Below are 15,659 nucleotides of genomic sequence, written 5' to 3'. Positions count from 1 at the left end.
GATCGCCGCAGCCTGAGCGGATGTAGGAACTTGTTACGTTCCTCCGCTTGTCTGCACCAATCGCTCTGCTATGTTCCCGGAGTGACGCCGGGCCCCTCTGACGGTTGCCAACCGCCATGTCGGAGTCACTTTTCGACAACGACACTAAGGGAGGGGCCAAATGACAGCTCTGCACGCCTTTTTAACCGAACCATTCCTCGGAACCGCTACCTGGTTCTGGCTGGCCTTCCTGGCCATCGTGATTCTCCTGCTCGTACTCGACCTGGGCGTTCTGCAACGCGATCACCATGAGATCGGCGTGCGCGAAAGCCTGCTGCTTTCCGCCGGCTACTTCGCCTGCGGCCTGGCCTTCGGTGGCTGGGTCTGGTACGAGTTCGGCGCCACCAGCGCGGTGGAGTACTACACCGGTTTCCTCGTCGAACAATCGCTATCGATGGACAACGTGTTCGTCATGGCGATGATCTTCGGCTTCTTCGGCATCCCCCGCCGTTACCAGCACCAGGTGCTGTTCTGGGGCATCCTCGGCGCCATCGTCATGCGCGCGCTGATGATCGGCCTGGGCGCCGCGCTGGTGAAGGAATTCGAGTGGATCATGTACGTGTTCGGCGCCTTCCTGCTGTTCAGTGGTGTGAAGATGCTGTTCAGCAAGCATGAGGATGAGCCGGACCTGGCGAACAACCCGGTATTGAAGTTCCTGCGCAAGCGCATCCGCATGACCGACAAGATCCATGAGCATCACTTCTTCGTGAAGATGCCGGACGCCTCGGGCAAGCTGGTGCGCTACGCCACTCCGCTGTTCCTCGCGCTGATCCTGATCGAGCTGGCCGACCTGGTGTTCGCGGTGGACAGCGTGCCGGCGATCTTCGCCATCACCCAGGACCCGTTCATCGTCTATACCTCGAACATCTTCGCCATCCTCGGCCTGCGCGCCCTGTACTTCTCGCTGGCGGCGATGATCCACCGCTTCGTCTACCTGAAGTACGCCCTGGCCCTGGTGCTGGTGTTCATCGGTACGAAGATCTTCCTGCACGGATTCATTGGCAAGGTTCCCGCCGCCCTGTCGCTTGGCGTAACCTTCGGCCTGCTCGCCGGTGGCATCCTGCTATCGTTGATCAAGACCCGCCGGACCAGCGAGCAGCCGCTGGAAATCGTAAGCCAGGAGAGGGTGCATGCAAGCACTGGAGGTGAGGATCGAGGCCATTGAGTTTCGCGGCCAGGCCTACTGGCAGGTCCGTCTCGGCCGTCGTGCGCTGCGTTTTCCCCACGAGGCCGCCGCACGCGCCTTCGCCGCCCAATTGCATACCCGGCGGGAATGGTGGCTGGCACAGATGAAGGAAGACGGACCGGAGCCTTCTCCCGAGCAGTGAAACGACAAGGCCAGCGAAAGCTGGCCTTTTTGTTGGAGCGGCACCTTGTAGGAGCATGCGGCGCGAAAATGAAAAAGGCCCGCATCTGCGGGCCTGTTTCGTTGCGGAGTGCGATCAGCGACCGCTGCGCAGCATCTCCTTGGGCACGTACTTGCCGACTTCATATTTGCCAATGGCCGCACGGTGCACTTCGTCCGGGCCGTCGGCCAGGCGCAGGGTGCGCTGCATGGCGTAGAAGTACGCCAGCGGCGTGTCGTTGGAGACGCCGGCGCCACCATGGATCTGGATGGCACGGTCGATCACCTGCAGGGCAACGTTGGGCGCCACGACCTTGATCTGGGCGATTTCGCTCTGGGCGATCTTGTTGCCGGCGGTGTCCATCATGTACGCGGCATTGAGAGTCAGCAGGCGAGCCTGGTTGATCTCGATGCGCGAGTTGGCGATGTGGTCGATGTTGCCGCCCAGGCGCGCCAGCGGCTTGCCGAAGGCGGTGCGGCTGACGGCGCGCTTGCACATCAGTTCCAGCGCGCGCTCGGCCATGCCGATGGAGCGCATGCAGTGGTGGATGCGGCCCGGGCCGAGGCGGCCCTGGGCGATCTCGAAGCCGCGGCCTTCGCCGAGCAGCACGTTTTCATAAGGGACGCGGACGTTCTCGAACACCACTTCGGCGTGGCCGTGCGGGGCGTCGTCGTAGCCGAATACCGGCAGCGGGCGGAGGATTTTCACGCCGGGGGCGTCGGTGGGCACCAGGATCATCGAGTGCTGCTGGTGGCGCGGCGCGTCCGGGTTGGTCAGGCCCATGAAGATCATGATCTTGCAGCGCGGATCGCAGGCACCGGAGGTCCACCACTTGCGACCGTTGATGACCCACTCGTCACCGTCGCGTACCGCGTTGGCCTGCATGTTGGTGGCATCGGACGAGGCCACGCCCGGCTCGGTCATGGCGAAGGCGGAGCGGATCTCGCCGCGCAGCAGCGGCTCCAGCCAGGTGCGCTTGTGCTCTTCACTGCCGTAACGCACCAGCACTTCCATGTTGCCGGTGTCCGGCGCGGAGCAGTTGAACGGCTCGGAGCCGATCAACGAGCGGCCCATGATCTCAGCCAGCGGCGCGTATTCCATGTTGGTCAGGCCGGCGCCCAGTTCGGACTCGGGCAGGAACAGGTTCCACAGGCCCTCGGCCTTCGCCTTGGCCTTGAGCTCTTCCATGATCGCCGTGGGCTGCCAGCGGTCACCCTGGGCCACCTGCTCATCGAACACCTTCTCGGCGGGATAGACGTAGGCTTCCATGAACGCAGTGACGCGCTCACGCAGATCCTGAACCTTGGCGGAATAAGCGAAATCCATGGGTGGCTACCTTCTGGCGGCGAGTTGTTTGTCGTGGTGATGATGCTAGAACAGCGACGAGGATTTACCCAGCCTATTATCCGAATCAATGAACATTCATAACCCGTATGGACCTGAGCGTCGGTTCGGGTATGATCGGCCCCAGAACAACTACAAGCGGAGCCCTGGAATGAACCTCAGCAAGGTCGATCTGAACCTGTTCATTGTCTTCGACGCGATCTACACCGAAGCCAACCTGACGCGCGCCGGACAGATCGTCGGCATCACCCAGCCCGCCGTCTCCAACGCCCTCGCCCGCCTTCGCGAAACCTTCAACGATCCGCTGTTCGTGCGTACCGCACAGGGCATGGTGCCCACGCCCATGGCGCAGAACATCATCGGGCCGGTGCGCAACGCGTTGCAGCTGCTACGGGTCTCGGTGCAGGAAAGCCGCACCTTCACCCCCACCCAGGCGAACAAGACCTACCGCATCAGCATGACCGACCTCACCGAGGCCATCGTCCTGCCGCCGCTGTTCCAGCGCCTGCGTCGCCAGGCGCCGAACGTGCATATCGAGAGCTTCCTCTCCAAGCGCCGCGAGACCACCAAGGAACTGGCCGCCGGCCGCCTGGACTTCGCCGTGGACGCCCCGCTGAACACCGACCCGCAGGTGCGCCACGTCAAGCTGATGGAGGACCGCTACGTCTGCGCCATGCGCCAGGGCCACCCGCTGGCCAAGGACAAGCTGACGCTGGAGGAATACCTGTCGGTGGCCCACATCCAGATTTCCAGCCGCCGCAGCGGCCTGGGCTACGTCGACCTGTCGCTGGGCAAGATGGGCCTGCAACGCAAGATTGCCCTGCGCTCGCAGCACTACCTGATGGCTTCCACCGTGGTGCAGCAGACCGACATGGTGGTGACCGTGCCCGAACGCTTCGCCCGTCACCACGGTCTGCACTTCGTCAACCTGCCGGTGAACGACGTGCCCAAGCTGGAAACCCACCTGTACTGGCACGAAAGCACCGACCAGGACCCGGCCAACCGCTGGATGCGCGAGCAGATCATCGAGTTGTGCCAGCAGGTGACGGCGCGGGAAGCGCGCGAGGCGGCGGAGCGGGCGTGATAGTCCCGGCGATATCGATCGATGGGTATCGCTTCGCTCCACGCCACCCTAGGTTTCCCACGACTGGATCGCGTGATGCGGCTGACCTTGTAGGAGCGAGCTTGCTCGCGAACCGCCCAGCCGCAGAATTACCGGCGAGCACCGTTCGCGGGCAAGCTCGCTCCTACGAAAAGCAATCCGTCCCGCCTGATAAGCCACCCGCAAACCCCGCCCTGCCGAAGTGCCTGTCCAACGAACAGGCCAGGGTTTGCGGGCGAACCTTTTACAGACTCCGTGCGATCACCAGCCGCTGCACGTCGCTGGTGCCTTCGTAGATCTGGCACACGCGCACGTCGCGGTAGATGCGCTCCACCGGATAATCCTGCAGATAGCCATAACCGCCGAGGGTCTGGATCGCGGCGGAGCACACGCGCTCGGCCATTTCCGAGGCGAACAGCTTGGCCATGGAGGCTTCGGTCAGGCATGGCAGGCCGGCTTCGCGCAGGCTGGCGGCGTGGTGGACCATCTGCCGCGCCACGGCGATTTCGGTGGCCATGTCGCTGAGGCGGAAGGCCACGGCCTGGTGCTGGATGATCGGCTTGCCGAAGGTCTCACGCTCGTGGGCGTAGTCGCGGGCGTATTCGAACGCGGCGCGGGCCATGCCGACGGCTTGGGAAGCGATGCCGATACGCCCGCCTTCCAGGTTGGCCAGCGCAATGGCGTAGCCCTGGCCCTCCTCGCCCAGCCGGTAGCTGGCCGGGATACGCACGTCATCGAAGGCGATCTGGCAGGTATCCGAAGCGTGCTGGCCAAGCTTGTCCTCGACGCGCACCACGCGGTAGCCGGGCGTGTCGGTGGGCACGATGAAGGCGCTGATGCCCTTCTTGCCCGCCGCCGCATCGGTCACCGCGAAGACGATCACCACGCCGGCATGGCTGCCGGAGGTGATGAACTGCTTGCTGCCGTTCAGCACGTAGTGATCGCCGTCGCGACGCGCGCGGGTCTTGAGGAAGCTCGCGTCGGAGCCCGCTTGCGGCTCGGTCAGGGCGAAGGCGCCGATCATCTCGCCACGGGCCAGGGGCACCAGGAACTGGCGCTTCTGCTCGTCGTTGCCGAACTTGGCGATGGGCATGCAGCCCACCGAGTTGTGCACGCTCATGATGGTCGAGCAGGCGCCGTCGCCGGCGGCGATTTCCTCCAGCGCCATGGCGTAGGCCAGGTGCCCGGTCTGCGCGCCGCCCCACTCCTCCGCCACCAGCATGCCGAGGAAACCGAGGTCGGCCATTTCCTTCAGGGCTTCGGCGGGGAAGCGATGCTCGCGGTCCCACTCAGCGGCAAAAGGCTTCAACCGCTCCTGGGCGAACTGGCGGGCAACGTCGCGAATCTGGATGTCTTCTTCACTGGGAATCATGGAACTCTCCTAAGATCAGCCTCAGCTCAACCGCTCGACCGCGATGGCCGTCGCTTCGCCACCGCCGATGCACACGGCGGCGACGCCGCGCTTGAGGTCGTACTGCTTGAGCGCCGACAGCAGGGTCACGATGATCCGCGCGCCGGACGCGCCGATCGGATGGCCCAATGCGCAGGCGCCGCCGTGGACGTTGATCTTGTCGTGGGGGATGTCCAGCTCGCGCATGGCGGCCATGGCAACCACGGCGAAGGCTTCGTTGACCTCGAACAGGTCGACATCGTGCAGCGCCCAGCCGGTGCGTTGCAGCAGGCGGTTCACCGCGCCCACCGGAGCGGTCGGGAACAGGTTCGGCGCATCGGCGAAGGACGCATGGCCACGGATCGCCGCCAGCGGTGTGAGACCGCGCTTTTCCGCTTCGGACAGGCGCATCAGCACCAGCGCGGCAGCGCCGTCGGAGATGGAGCTGGAGTTCGCCGCGGTCACGCTGCCGCCATCGCGGAACGCTGGTTTAAGGGTCGGGATCTTGTCCAGCCTGGCCTTCGGCGGCTGCTCGTCCTGGCTGACTTCACGGGTTTCCTTGCCGGCCTTGACGGTAACCGGAACGATCTCGTCGGCGAAGCGGCCTTCGCTCATGGCCTTCTGCGCGCGGGTCAGCGAGGCGATGGCATAGTCGTCCTGCTGCTGACGGGTGAAGCCGTACTTCTCGGCGCAGTCCTCGGCGAAGGTGCCCATCAGGCGGCCCTTGTCGTAGGCGTCTTCGAGGCCGTCGAGGAACATGTGGTCGAGCACCTTGCCGTGGCCCATGCGGTAGCCGCTGCGGGCACGTTCCAGCAGGTACGGCGCGTTGGACATGCTCTCCATGCCGCCGGCCAGGGCGATGCGGGCGCTGCCGGCGAGCAGCGCGTCATGGGCCATCATCGCGGCCTTCATGCCCGAGCCGCACATCTTGTTCACCGTGGAGCACGGCGTGCCGCGCGCCAGGCCCGCGCCCAGCACCGCCTGGCGTGCCGGGGCCTGGCCCTGGCCAGCGGAGAGCACGCAGCCGAGCACGGCGTCGTCCACTTCTTCCGCGCCCAGCCGGGCGCGTTCGACGGCGGCACGGATGGCGGCCGCGCCGAGGGTGGCGGCATTCACGTCCTTGAAGTCGCCGAGGAAGCCGCCCATGGGCGTGCGGACGGCGCTGACGATGACGATGGGATCGTTCATGAGCTTTCTCCTCTTACTTCGCGGCCATGCGGATGGCGCCGTCGAGGCGGATCACCTCGCCGTTGAGCATGGTGTTTTCGATGATGTGGCGGGCCAGCGCGGCGTATTCGTCCGGGCGGCCGAGGCGCGGCGGGAACGGTACGCTGGCGCCGAGGGAGTCACGCACTTCCTGGGGCATGGCGGCCATCATCGGGGTCTCGAAGATGCCGGGGGCGATGGTCATCACGCGGATGCCCGAGCGCGCCAGTTCGCGGGCAATCGGCAGGGTCATGCCGACCACGGCGCTCTTGGAGGCGGAGTACGCGGCCTGGCCGATCTGCCCGTCGAAAGCGGCTACCGAGGCGGTGTTGATGATGATGCCGCGCTCGCCGCCGGCGTCCGGCTCGTTCTGCACCATGGCTTCGGCGGCCAGGCGCAGCATGTTGAAGGTACCGATCAGGTTGATGTTGACGGTGCGGGTGAAGCTCTCCAGCCCGTGCACGCCGTTGCGGCCGATGACCTTCTCCGCCGGCGCCACGCCCGCGCAGTTGGCCAGGCCGTGCAGCGCACCGAAGGTGTCCAGGGCGAGCTGCACGGCAGCTTTGCCGTCAGCCTCGCTGCACACGTCGGTGCGGATGAAGCGCGCATTCGCCTCACCCAGTTCGGCAGCCTGGGCCGCGCCCGCTTCGGCATTGACGTCCGCCAGCACCACCTTGGCGCCGGCGCCCACCAGCATCTTCGCGGTGGCCGCGCCCAGACCGGAGCCGCCGCCGGTGACCAGGAATACCTTGTTCTGAATCTGCATGAAGTCTCTCCGCTGGACTTAGTGAGCCGCCGCTTTCTCGGCCGCTTCGCGTTGTTTGGCGATCTCCTGGTTGCGCAGGAGGAAGCGCTGAATCTTGCCGCTGGGGGTCTTGGGCAGTTCCTCGACGAACTCCACTTCCCGCGGGTAGCTGTGCGCCGACAGTCGCTTGCGCACGTACTGTTGTAGTTCCTCGGCCAGCTCCGTGCTCGGCCGGTAGGACGAACAGAGCACCACGAAGGCTTTGACCAGTTCGGTGCGCTCCGGGTCCGGCTTGCCGATCACCGCCGCCTCGACCACCGCCGGGTGCTCGATCAGCGCGCTCTCGACATCGAACGGACCGACGCGATAGCCGGAGGTGGTGATCAGGTCATCGGCGCGGCCGACGAAGCTGATGCTGCCGTCCTCGTTCAGCTCCACGGTATCGCCACTCAGGTAGTAGTCGCCGACGAAGGCCTTGGTCTCCATGCCCTGGTACCCGGCGAACCACATCAGCGGCGACTGGCGGCGGTCCATGGCGAGGATGCCGGGCTGACCGACCGGCAGCTCGTTGCCCTGCTCGTCCAGCACCACCACACGGTGGCCGGGGATGGAATAGCCGGCGGCGCCCAGGTGCACGGGGTGCTCCAGTTCGTGGTGGTTGGCCAGCACCATGCCCAGCTCGGTCTGGCCGTAGTGGTCATGGATAGTCACGCCCAGCTCGCTGGCGAACCAGCGGATGACTTCCGGCGTCAGCGCCTCACCGGCACTGCTCACGGCGCGCAGGCGACCCTTGAGCGGTTTGGACACCGCCTCGCCCGCCGCGATCAGCAGGCGGTACGCGGTAGGCGAGCCGGCCAGGTTGGTGATGCCGTACTTGCGCACGATGCGGCAGGTACTTTCCACCGTGAACGTGCCTTCGTAGAAGGTGATCGGGTGCCCCATGGCCAGCGGACCGGTGACCCCGTAGTAGAGGCCGTAGGCCCAACCCGGATCGGCGAGGTTCCAGAAGGAATCCTCCTCGCGCAGCCCCACTGCATCACGCATGTAACCGACGAAGGCAACGATGGCCTTGAGCGGCACGGCCAGCGGCTTGGCCAGCCCGGTGGTGCCGGAGGTGAACATCAGCAGGAAGGTGTCTTCGCCGCTGCGCAGTACCGGCTCGAAGTCCGGCGAGTGGCGTTCCAGTTCGGCCCAGAAGCTGTAGTCGCCGTGGCGGATGCCCTGCCCCTTCGACCCGCCGACGGTGACCTGCGTGGGCGCGTCCGGCACTTCGTCGAGCTTGCCGCGGTTGGCGCCGTCGGTGACCACCACCTTGCTGCCGGCCAGCTTCACGCGGTGCTCGATGGCCTTGGGGCCGAAGGCGGTGAACAGCGGCTGGTAGACCGCGCCCAGGCGCCAGGTGCCAAGCACGGTGATGAGCAGTTCCGGGGTGCGCGGCAGCATGCCGGAGACCACGTCGCCGGGGCGCACGCCGAGGCTGTGCAGGAAGCTGGCGAAGCGGCCGGAAAGTTCTTTCAGTTGGGTGAAGGTGTAGGAGGCGCTGTCGCCGTCCTTGCCCTCCCAGAACAGCGCGACGCGGCCGGGAATGGCGTGGCGGTCGCAGCATTCGACGCAGGCGTTGAGGGCATCGAGGTTGCCGGCCAGGGTGGCGTCGGCGGTGGCGCGGTAGTCGAACTCGGCCGTGGCAGCGGTATGGGAACGCATCGCGGAACTCCTGGGTTGTTCTTGTGTGGAGTCCCTTGATGTTCCCGCCGCAGAGTTGCGCGGGCAATGTCGAAAGCCGCCAATCTGGATGAGCGGATTGGACAGCGGTTGTGCTACTGGGGCGTTCCGTACGCGGGCTACCCTCTCCCTAACCCTCTCCCTGAAGGGAGAGGGAACTGCTCGGAGCGCTCTGATAGCACTGCGCTTGCCGGCGGACTATGCACGTCGCATCACGCCGAATGGCTCCCTCTCCCTTCAGGGAGAGGGCTGGGGAGAGGGAAAAGCCCGAGCACCAACAGCAAGCATCAAACCCTGAACTGATCCATCAGCCCCTGCTGATGGTTCGCCAGCTTGTTCAGCGACTGGCTCACCTGCGCCGATTCCTGCGCCTGGCTGGACAGCGACTCGGTGACGTCACGAATGCCCGCCACGTTGCGGTTGATCTCCTCGGCCACCGCGCTCTGTTCCTCGGCGGCGCTGGCGATCTGCAGGTTCATGTCGGTGATCACGCTCACCGCCTCGCCGATGCGCTTGAGCGCAGCCACGGCCTGCTCGACCTGACTCACGCTGTCCTGCGCCTGGCGATGGCTGTTGCTCATCGCACCGACCACGTCGCGGGTGCCGTTCTGCAGGCCTTCGATGACCTGGCGGATTTCCTCCACCGAGTCCTGGGTGCGCCGGGCCAGGTTGCGCACCTCGTCGGCGACCACCGCGAAACCGCGTCCTGCCTCACCGGCACGAGCCGCTTCGATGGCTGCGTTGAGGGCCAGCAGGTTGGTCTGCTCGGCAATGCCACGGATCACCTCCAGCACCGAGCCGATCTGCTCGCTGCTGGCGGCGAGGCCTTCCACCTGGTTCATGGCGCTGCTCATGTCGCTGGCCAGCTCGTCGATCAGGCGGGTGGTGTTGTCGATGACGCTCAAGCCATCGCGGGTCGCACCGTCGGCGCCACGGGCTGCGTCGGCGGCCATGGCGGCACTGTTGGCGACGTCGTGGGCGGTGGCGCTCATCTCCTGGGAAGCGGTGGCGACCTGATCGACTTCGCGGAATTGCTGCTGCATGCCGGCGCTGGTCTGGCTGGCGATTTCCGAGGACTGGTCGGCGGTGGCGCGGGCGTCGTGTACCGAGGATTTCACGTCACGGATGATCGGCTGCAGCTTGTCGAGGAAGCGGTTGAACCAGCCGGCCAGCTCGCCCAGTTCGTCCTTGCCGGTGTAGTCCAGGCGCTTGGTCAGGTCGCCTTCGCCGCTGGCGATGTTGCGCAGCATGGCGGCGACCTTGAGGATCGGCCGGGTCACCCCACGGGCGGTGAGCCACACCAGCAGCAGGCCGACCACGGCGGCGATCAGGCCGAACAGGGTCTGCCACAGCGCGCCGCTGGCGTTGCGTTCATCCAGCTGTTTCTGCAGTTCCAGCGCCGGCGCCAGCAGCACGTCCTGCGGTACATCGAGCACCACGGCCCAGGGCTTGGCGGCATCCGGGATCGGCAACAGGGGCTGGACCACGCGCAGTTGGCCATCCTTCTCCAGCACTTGCGGGCGGCCGCTGGCCTGCAGGGAAAGCAGCTCGGCCGCCTGGCTGGGAATGGCTTTTTCCAGCGGCTGGCCGAGCAGCGCTTCGTCGCTGCTGTAGCCGGAGAGCAGGCCGGCCGGGCTGACGATGCTGACGCTGCCGGCACCGTCGTACAGCTGCCGGTCGCCGTCGACGGCCAGTTGTTGCAGGCGGCTGAGGCTGATGTCGATACCGATCACGGCGATGACCTTGCCCTGGTCGAGCAGCGGGAAGGTGACGGTGGTCATCAGCACCTTGGTGCCCGAGGCGCTGTCGAAATACGGGTTGAGCACGCAGGCCTTGCGGGTCTGCAGCGGGCATTGCTGCCAGGTGTTGAACGGGCTGCCATCGAGCATCGGCGTGATGTCGGCGATCATCTCCTCGGTCACGGCGAGACCGGTCATTTCACCGGAGGCCTTCTGCGCCCAGTAGGCGCCGAAGCGGCCCTTCTCGTTGCTGCCGGCGTCGGCCTGGTCGTGGAACGCGGCGTCCTGGCCGTCCAGCGCGTCGGGCTCGAAGACGACGTAGAGGCTGAGCAGGTCCGGGTTGCTCTTCAGGCCATCGCGCACCAGCAGGTTGAGGTCCTTGCGCACGCTCAGCGCGTCCGCGCCCAGCTTGGCGGACTGCTCGCGCAACTGGCTGACCTGGCGGGAGAACTGGTTGCCGAAGTGGTACACATCGGAGAAGAAGCGCTGGATGATCTCCGCCTGCTGCTCACTGCGAGCCTGCATCCGCGACTTGGCCGCGTCCTTGAGCATGTCGGCGTTGGCCGCCTTGATCAGTTGGGCGTCATGATTCATCCGCAGCAACGAGAAGCCGACCAGCAGGCTGACGATGCAGAGCAGGCACAGGCCGGTCAGCAGCGTGATTTTCCACTGGATCGAAAGGCGGGACAGGGGCATGGAGTGGCGTCCTTGGGCAAGAGCGGTTCTGTGACGTTCTATCGGCTTGAAAGGCGGCTACTTGAGCCGGCCCTTTGAATTTCAAGGCTCCTGGCGCATCAGCGCGCGGTACTGCCCCGGCGTCGAGCCGGTCCATTTGCGGAAGGCCTTGTAGAAGGCGCTGGTATCGGCGAAGCCCAATTCCTCGGCAAGATCGGCGAAGTTGCCGTCGCCGCTGTCCAGCCGGGCGATGGCGAGATCGCGACGCAGCTGGTCCTTGAGCGCCTGGTAGGACTGCCCTTCTGCTGCCAGCTTGCGACGCAGGGTCGAGGGCGCCATGTAGAAATGCCCGGCGAGGGCGTCGAGGTCCGGCCAGCGTTCGAACTTCAGGCTGCGCAGGTAGGCCTTGGTGCGCGCGGCAAGGCTCTGCGGGTCGCGGTAGCGCACCAGGATGTTGGCCGGCGCGCCGCTCAGGAAACGGCGCAGCTCGCGCTCGTCGCGGCGCACCGGCAGGTCCAGCGCCTCGGCGTTGAACAGCAGGCGCGACTGGCGACGGGCGAAGCGCAGGTTCTCGGTGAACATCACGCGGTAGTCCGAGAGATAGTCCGGCTGCGGGCAGCGCAGTTCGATGGCGAGGATCGGGATGCGCCGCCCCACCAACCAGCAAGCCAGCCCGTGCAGCATCAGCCACAGGGTGAAGTAGCAGAAGGCGCGCGGCGCGGGGCCGTCCGGTTCGTCGAGGATGATCGCGGCGAAGCCGTCCTGGCGGCTCAGTTGCGGGGTGAAATCGTCGAAGATCAGGCCCATGAAGCGCAGCGCGGCGTTCAGCGCCGCTTCCAGGGTGGGCTCGCGGATCGCCGCGGCCGCCATGAAATTGAAGCTGCCCGACTTCATCCGCCGGGCATTCATGCCGAAGAACTCGTCGTCCATCGCCCGCGCCAGTCGCCGCCAGAGCCGCGCGTAGGCCTGGCTGGAAACCCGCGCGTAGGGTTTGTCGAACAGCTCGGCGGGAATGCCGGCGGCGACCAGCAGCGGTCGCTCGTCCCCGCCATGGCGACGAAACTCCGCCAGCGCCTCGCTCACCAGGCGGATGGAGATGGTGCCCTTTTCTACGCCCATGCCGCCTCGCGGACATGGGCGTGAGGGTGCATCGATCGATCAGCCACGCTTGCTGCGTACCTCTTCGATGCTGATCTCGCGCATGCGGAACTTCTGGATCTTGCCGGTCACCGTCATCGGGAAGTCGTCGCAGAAGCGGAAGTAGCGCGGCACCTTGAAGTGGGCGATGGCGGCCTTGCAGAAGGCGCGCAGCTCGTCCTCCTCGACGCTGTGGCCGGGGTGGAACTTGACCCAGGCCACCAGCTCCTCGCCGTATTTCTCGTCGGGGATGCCGATCACCTGGGCGTCGGCCACGGCGTGGTGGGTGTAGAGGAACTCCTCGATCTCACGCGGATAGATGTTCTCCCCGCCACGGATGATCATGTCCTTGCTGCGACCGACGATGCGCACGTTGCCGGCGTCGTCCATCTCCGCCAGGTCGCCGGTGAGCATCCAGCGCGCCGGGCTGATGGCTTCGGCCGTCGCCTGCGGGTTGTTCCAGTAGCCGAGCATCACACTGTAGCCACGGGTGCACAGCTCGCCGATGGTGCCGCGCGGGACGATGCGGCCATCGGCGTCGATGATCTTGCTTTCCAGGTGCGGCTGGGTGCGGCCAACGGTGGTGACGCGAGTTTCCAGGTCGTCCTCCGGGCCGGTCTGCAGCGACACCGGGCTGGTCTCGGTCATGCCGTAGGCAATCTGCACCTCGGCCATGTTCATCTCGTCGATCACCCGGCGCATCACTTCGATCGGGCAGGTGGCGCCGGCCATGATGCCGGTGCGCAGGCTGGAGAGGTCGAAGTCGCGGCGATTGGGGTGGTCCAGCTCGGCGATGAACATGGTCGGCACGCCGTACAGTGCGGTGGCCTTCTCTTCTGCCACCGCTGCCAGGGTCGCCTCGGGCTCGAAGCTGGGCGCGGGGTAGATCATGGTGGAGCCGTGGGTCAGGCAACCGAGGTTACCCATCACCATGCCAAAGCAGTGGTACAGCGGCACCGGGATCACCAGGCGGTCGTGCTCGGTGAGACCGAGGCTGTCGCCGACCATCAGGCCGTTGTTGAGGATGTTGTAGTGGCTGAGCGTGGCGCCCTTGGGGAAGCCGGTGGTGCCGGAGGTGTACTGGATGTTGATCGGCTCGTCGAACTGCAGCAGCGCCTGGCGCTCGGCGAGTTCGGCGGCGGAAATCGCGGCACCCAGCGGCGCCAGCTGGCTCCAGCGCAGGAAGCCGGCGGGCGCGCTGTCGGACAGGCTGATCACCCCGCGCAGCTCCGGCAGGCGCTCGCTGGACAGCTCGCCCGGACGGCCTTGCCCCAGTTCTGGCAGCAGGCCGGTGAGCATGCCGTGGTAATCGGAGGTCTTGAACGCATCGGCGCATACCAGCCAGCGGCAGCCGGACTGCTTGAGCGCGTACTCCAGCTCGTTGCTACGGTAGGCCGGGTTGATGTTGACCAGCACGGCGCCGACCTTGGCGCTGGCGAACTGGGTCACGCACCACTGCGCGCAGTTGGGCGCCCAGATCCCCAGGCGATCGCCGGGGCGCAGGCCCAGGGCGAGGAAGGCACGGGCAATGCCATCGACCACCTCGGCCAGCTCGGCCCAGGTGTAGCGCAGGTCCTGGTGGCGCACGACCAGGGCCTCGCGCTGCGGGAATCGCTCGACCGTGGCATCAAAGGCAGCGCCGACGGTCATGGCCAGCAGGGGCTTGTCCTGGCGGCCGCGGGTGTAACTCAGGTGGTTCATGGCTTTCCCTTGTTGTGCTTGTTCTGGGATCAACGCTGAACGTTCGACCACGGCGGCGACTGCAGCCGGGCTTGCTTGCAGGTGGCCGACCGGTCTGACCGACTGGTCGCGGGCTGCGAAGCATGTTTACGTTAACGTAAAGGTAAACGCAACCCCGGAGCACCGTCATCGATGCCGTACAGGCAATCCGTACATCGGAGGATAGCCAGTCACAAAGCGTGCCATCAGATGGAAAACCCATAGCTGACGAGGGTTTGACACGTTTTTCAACTACCGGGGCCTATCCTGTGCCGGTTGCATTTCGCAACAGCTGGAAAGCCGCCCGCCCCGCGCTGCCACCGACTATCCGCGCACCTGGCCGACCGTCGAACACGCTGTCTCAAGCCGTCGCAAAGTGATACAGCAGGTTCCTCACGCCGCCAGGTGCGCAGGATCGGGGCATGAATTAAAATCCGGCGAAATTACCTACATGGATGTAGAGAGTTTCCCACTCACGCCTGCGAATCACATTCATGACTAGTCGTCGTTCGATACTGAGCCTGCTGTTTGCCTGCGCCGCTGTTGTCTGCACATCGAACTCCCTCGCCGCCACGCCTCCCAAGGCGACACAACCCAATCAACTGGTCCTGGCCTCCGGCAGCGCGCTGGTGGTGGACCTGCAGACCGACAAGGTCATCTACTCCAGCAACCCCAACCTGGTCGTGCCCATCGCCTCGGTGACCAAGCTGATGACCGCGATGGTGACGCTGGACGCCAAGCTGCCGATGAACGAGATGGTCACCGTCGACATCTCCGAGACCGCCGAGATGAAGGGCGTGTTCTCCCGCGTGCACCTGGGCAGCCAGATCAGCCGCGAGAAGATGCTGCTGCTGGCGCTGATGTCCTCCGAGAACCGTGCCGCCGCCAGCCTCGCGCACAGCTATCCGGGCGGCTCCAAGGCCTTCGTCGCGGCGATGAACGCCAAGGCCAAGTCCCTGGGGATGAACCACACCCACTACGTGGAGCCCACCGGCCTCTCGATCCATAACACCTCCAACGCCCAGGACCTGATCCGCCTGGCCAAGGCCGCCTACACCTACCCGCAGATCCGCCAGATGAGCACCACGGCGACCAGCGACGCGCGCTTCAGCAAGCCCGGTTACTCGCTGAGCTTCTTCAACACCAACCCGCTGGTGCGCAACGGCAAGTGGGACATCCGCCTGACCAAGACCGGCTTCACCAACGACGCCGGCCACTGCCTGGTCATGGTCACCATGATGAACGGCCGCCCGGTCGCCCTGGCCTTGCTGGATGCCTTCGGCAAGCGCACCCACGTGGCCGATGCCGGCCGCATCCGCCGCTGGGTGGAAACCGGCAAGGCCTCGCCGGTGCCCGCCGTCGCCCTGCAGTACAAGGCCCAGCGCAACCAGGCCCGCGCAACCAGCGTCACCGCCACCACCGAGTAATCCCCTGGCTGGCGGAGTCCGCTCCGCCAGCCGCCTTGCCCCCCCCTCGTCCCTGTCGCTTTCGCCCT

At 65.9% G+C, this 15,659-nt stretch carries 12 protein-coding genes; 4 read left to right on the top strand and 8 right to left on the bottom strand.

Annotated elements, in window-relative coordinates; all coding sequences use genetic code 11:
* The first annotated feature begins 160 nt into the window (after window positions 1-160).
* A complete protein-coding gene (locus O6P39_RS11965; RefSeq protein ID WP_275611535.1) occupies window positions 161-1,204 on the top strand; it encodes a TerC family protein in 1,044 nt (347 codons plus the stop codon).
* On the top strand, window positions 1,170-1,367 hold the full coding sequence (locus O6P39_RS11960; protein WP_275611534.1) for a hypothetical protein: 198 nt from the start codon (window positions 1,170-1,172) through the stop codon (window positions 1,365-1,367). The genes O6P39_RS11965 and O6P39_RS11960 overlap by 35 nt, the downstream gene beginning before the upstream one ends.
* A gap of 114 nt (window positions 1,368-1,481) precedes the next feature.
* On the opposite strand, the gene O6P39_RS11955 is transcribed toward O6P39_RS11960, so the two are convergent.
* The gene (locus O6P39_RS11955) at window positions 1,482-2,711 is read right to left on the bottom strand and encodes an acyl-CoA dehydrogenase (protein ID WP_275611533.1); all 1,230 of its coding nucleotides are present in this window, start codon (window positions 2,709-2,711) and stop codon (window positions 1,482-1,484) included.
* A 169-nt stretch (window positions 2,712-2,880) separates the two neighbouring features.
* Here O6P39_RS11955 and O6P39_RS11950 point away from each other — a divergent pair, with 169 nt between their 5' ends.
* Complete coding sequence (locus O6P39_RS11950; RefSeq protein ID WP_275611532.1) at window positions 2,881-3,813, top strand: LysR family transcriptional regulator; 933 nt, start codon at window positions 2,881-2,883, stop codon at window positions 3,811-3,813.
* A 262-nt stretch (window positions 3,814-4,075) separates the two neighbouring features.
* Here the strand turns inward: O6P39_RS11950 and O6P39_RS11945 are convergent, their stop codons facing one another.
* The 7 genes from O6P39_RS11945 to O6P39_RS11915 form a co-directional block, all read right to left on the bottom strand.
* A complete protein-coding gene (locus O6P39_RS11945; RefSeq protein ID WP_275611531.1) occupies window positions 4,076-5,203 on the bottom strand; it encodes an acyl-CoA dehydrogenase family protein in 1,128 nt (375 codons plus the stop codon).
* Window positions 5,204-5,224: 21 nt separating this feature from the next.
* Window positions 5,225-6,409 carry an acetyl-CoA C-acyltransferase gene (locus O6P39_RS11940; RefSeq protein ID WP_275611530.1) on the bottom strand — a complete coding sequence of 395 codons (1,185 nt, stop codon included), beginning with the start codon at window positions 6,407-6,409 and terminating at the stop codon, window positions 5,225-5,227.
* 13 nt (window positions 6,410-6,422) lie between these two features.
* Window positions 6,423-7,193 carry a 3-hydroxyacyl-CoA dehydrogenase gene (locus O6P39_RS11935; RefSeq protein WP_275611529.1) on the bottom strand — a complete coding sequence of 257 codons (771 nt, stop codon included), beginning with the start codon at window positions 7,191-7,193 and terminating at the stop codon, window positions 6,423-6,425.
* A gap of 18 nt (window positions 7,194-7,211) precedes the next feature.
* Window positions 7,212-8,876 (bottom strand): acyl-CoA synthetase, encoded by a 1,665-nt coding sequence (locus O6P39_RS11930; protein WP_275611528.1) that lies wholly within the window; start codon window positions 8,874-8,876, stop codon window positions 7,212-7,214.
* Between the two features lie 305 nt (window positions 8,877-9,181).
* Window positions 9,182-11,329, bottom strand: coding sequence for a methyl-accepting chemotaxis protein (locus O6P39_RS11925; protein WP_275611527.1), 2,148 nt, complete (start codon window positions 11,327-11,329; stop codon window positions 9,182-9,184).
* Window positions 11,330-11,410: 81 nt separating this feature from the next.
* Window positions 11,411-12,427 (bottom strand): AraC family transcriptional regulator, encoded by a 1,017-nt coding sequence (locus O6P39_RS11920; RefSeq protein ID WP_275611526.1) that lies wholly within the window; start codon window positions 12,425-12,427, stop codon window positions 11,411-11,413.
* Between the two features lie 39 nt (window positions 12,428-12,466).
* Window positions 12,467-14,146, bottom strand: a complete 1,680-nt coding sequence (locus O6P39_RS11915; protein WP_275611525.1) for an AMP-binding protein — start codon at window positions 14,144-14,146, stop codon at window positions 12,467-12,469.
* 512 nt (window positions 14,147-14,658) lie between these two features.
* On the opposite strand from O6P39_RS11915, the gene pbpG reads away from it, so the two are divergent.
* Window positions 14,659-15,591 carry a D-alanyl-D-alanine endopeptidase gene (gene pbpG / locus O6P39_RS11910; protein WP_275611524.1) on the top strand — a complete coding sequence of 311 codons (933 nt, stop codon included), beginning with the start codon at window positions 14,659-14,661 and terminating at the stop codon, window positions 15,589-15,591.
* Window positions 15,592-15,659: the final 68 nt, after the last annotated feature.

The organism is Pseudomonas sp. PSE14, assembly GCF_029203285.1.
GTDB lineage: Bacteria > Pseudomonadota > Gammaproteobacteria > Pseudomonadales > Pseudomonadaceae > Pseudomonas.
The sequence above is the reverse complement of the archived record's forward strand: the minus strand, read 5'-3'. Positions and strand labels throughout refer to the sequence as shown.

What these genes read in the sequence shown, in the direction of transcription:
- O6P39_RS11930 (WP_275611528.1), bottom strand. Translation starts at nt 8,876, where the DNA reads ATGCGTTCCCATACCGCTGCCACGGCCGAGTTCGACTACCGCGCCACC.
- O6P39_RS11925 (WP_275611527.1), bottom strand. Translation starts at nt 11,329, where the DNA reads ATGCCCCTGTCCCGCCTTTCGATCCAGTGGAAAATCACGCTGCTGACC.
- O6P39_RS11935 (WP_275611529.1), bottom strand. Translation starts at nt 7,193, where the DNA reads ATGCAGATTCAGAACAAGGTATTCCTGGTCACCGGCGGCGGCTCCGGT.
- O6P39_RS11960 (WP_275611534.1), top strand. Translation starts at nt 1,170, where the DNA reads ATGCAAGCACTGGAGGTGAGGATCGAGGCCATTGAGTTTCGCGGCCAG.
- O6P39_RS11950 (WP_275611532.1), top strand. Translation starts at nt 2,881, where the DNA reads ATGAACCTCAGCAAGGTCGATCTGAACCTGTTCATTGTCTTCGACGCG.
- O6P39_RS11915 (WP_275611525.1), bottom strand. Translation starts at nt 14,146, where the DNA reads ATGAACCACCTGAGTTACACCCGCGGCCGCCAGGACAAGCCCCTGCTG.
- O6P39_RS11965 (WP_275611535.1), top strand. Translation starts at nt 161, where the DNA reads ATGACAGCTCTGCACGCCTTTTTAACCGAACCATTCCTCGGAACCGCT.
- pbpG (WP_275611524.1), top strand. Translation starts at nt 14,659, where the DNA reads ATGACTAGTCGTCGTTCGATACTGAGCCTGCTGTTTGCCTGCGCCGCT.
- O6P39_RS11945 (WP_275611531.1), bottom strand. Translation starts at nt 5,203, where the DNA reads ATGATTCCCAGTGAAGAAGACATCCAGATTCGCGACGTTGCCCGCCAG.
- O6P39_RS11955 (WP_275611533.1), bottom strand. Translation starts at nt 2,711, where the DNA reads ATGGATTTCGCTTATTCCGCCAAGGTTCAGGATCTGCGTGAGCGCGTC.
- O6P39_RS11940 (WP_275611530.1), bottom strand. Translation starts at nt 6,409, where the DNA reads ATGAACGATCCCATCGTCATCGTCAGCGCCGTCCGCACGCCCATGGGC.
- O6P39_RS11920 (WP_275611526.1), bottom strand. Translation starts at nt 12,427, where the DNA reads ATGGGCGTAGAAAAGGGCACCATCTCCATCCGCCTGGTGAGCGAGGCG.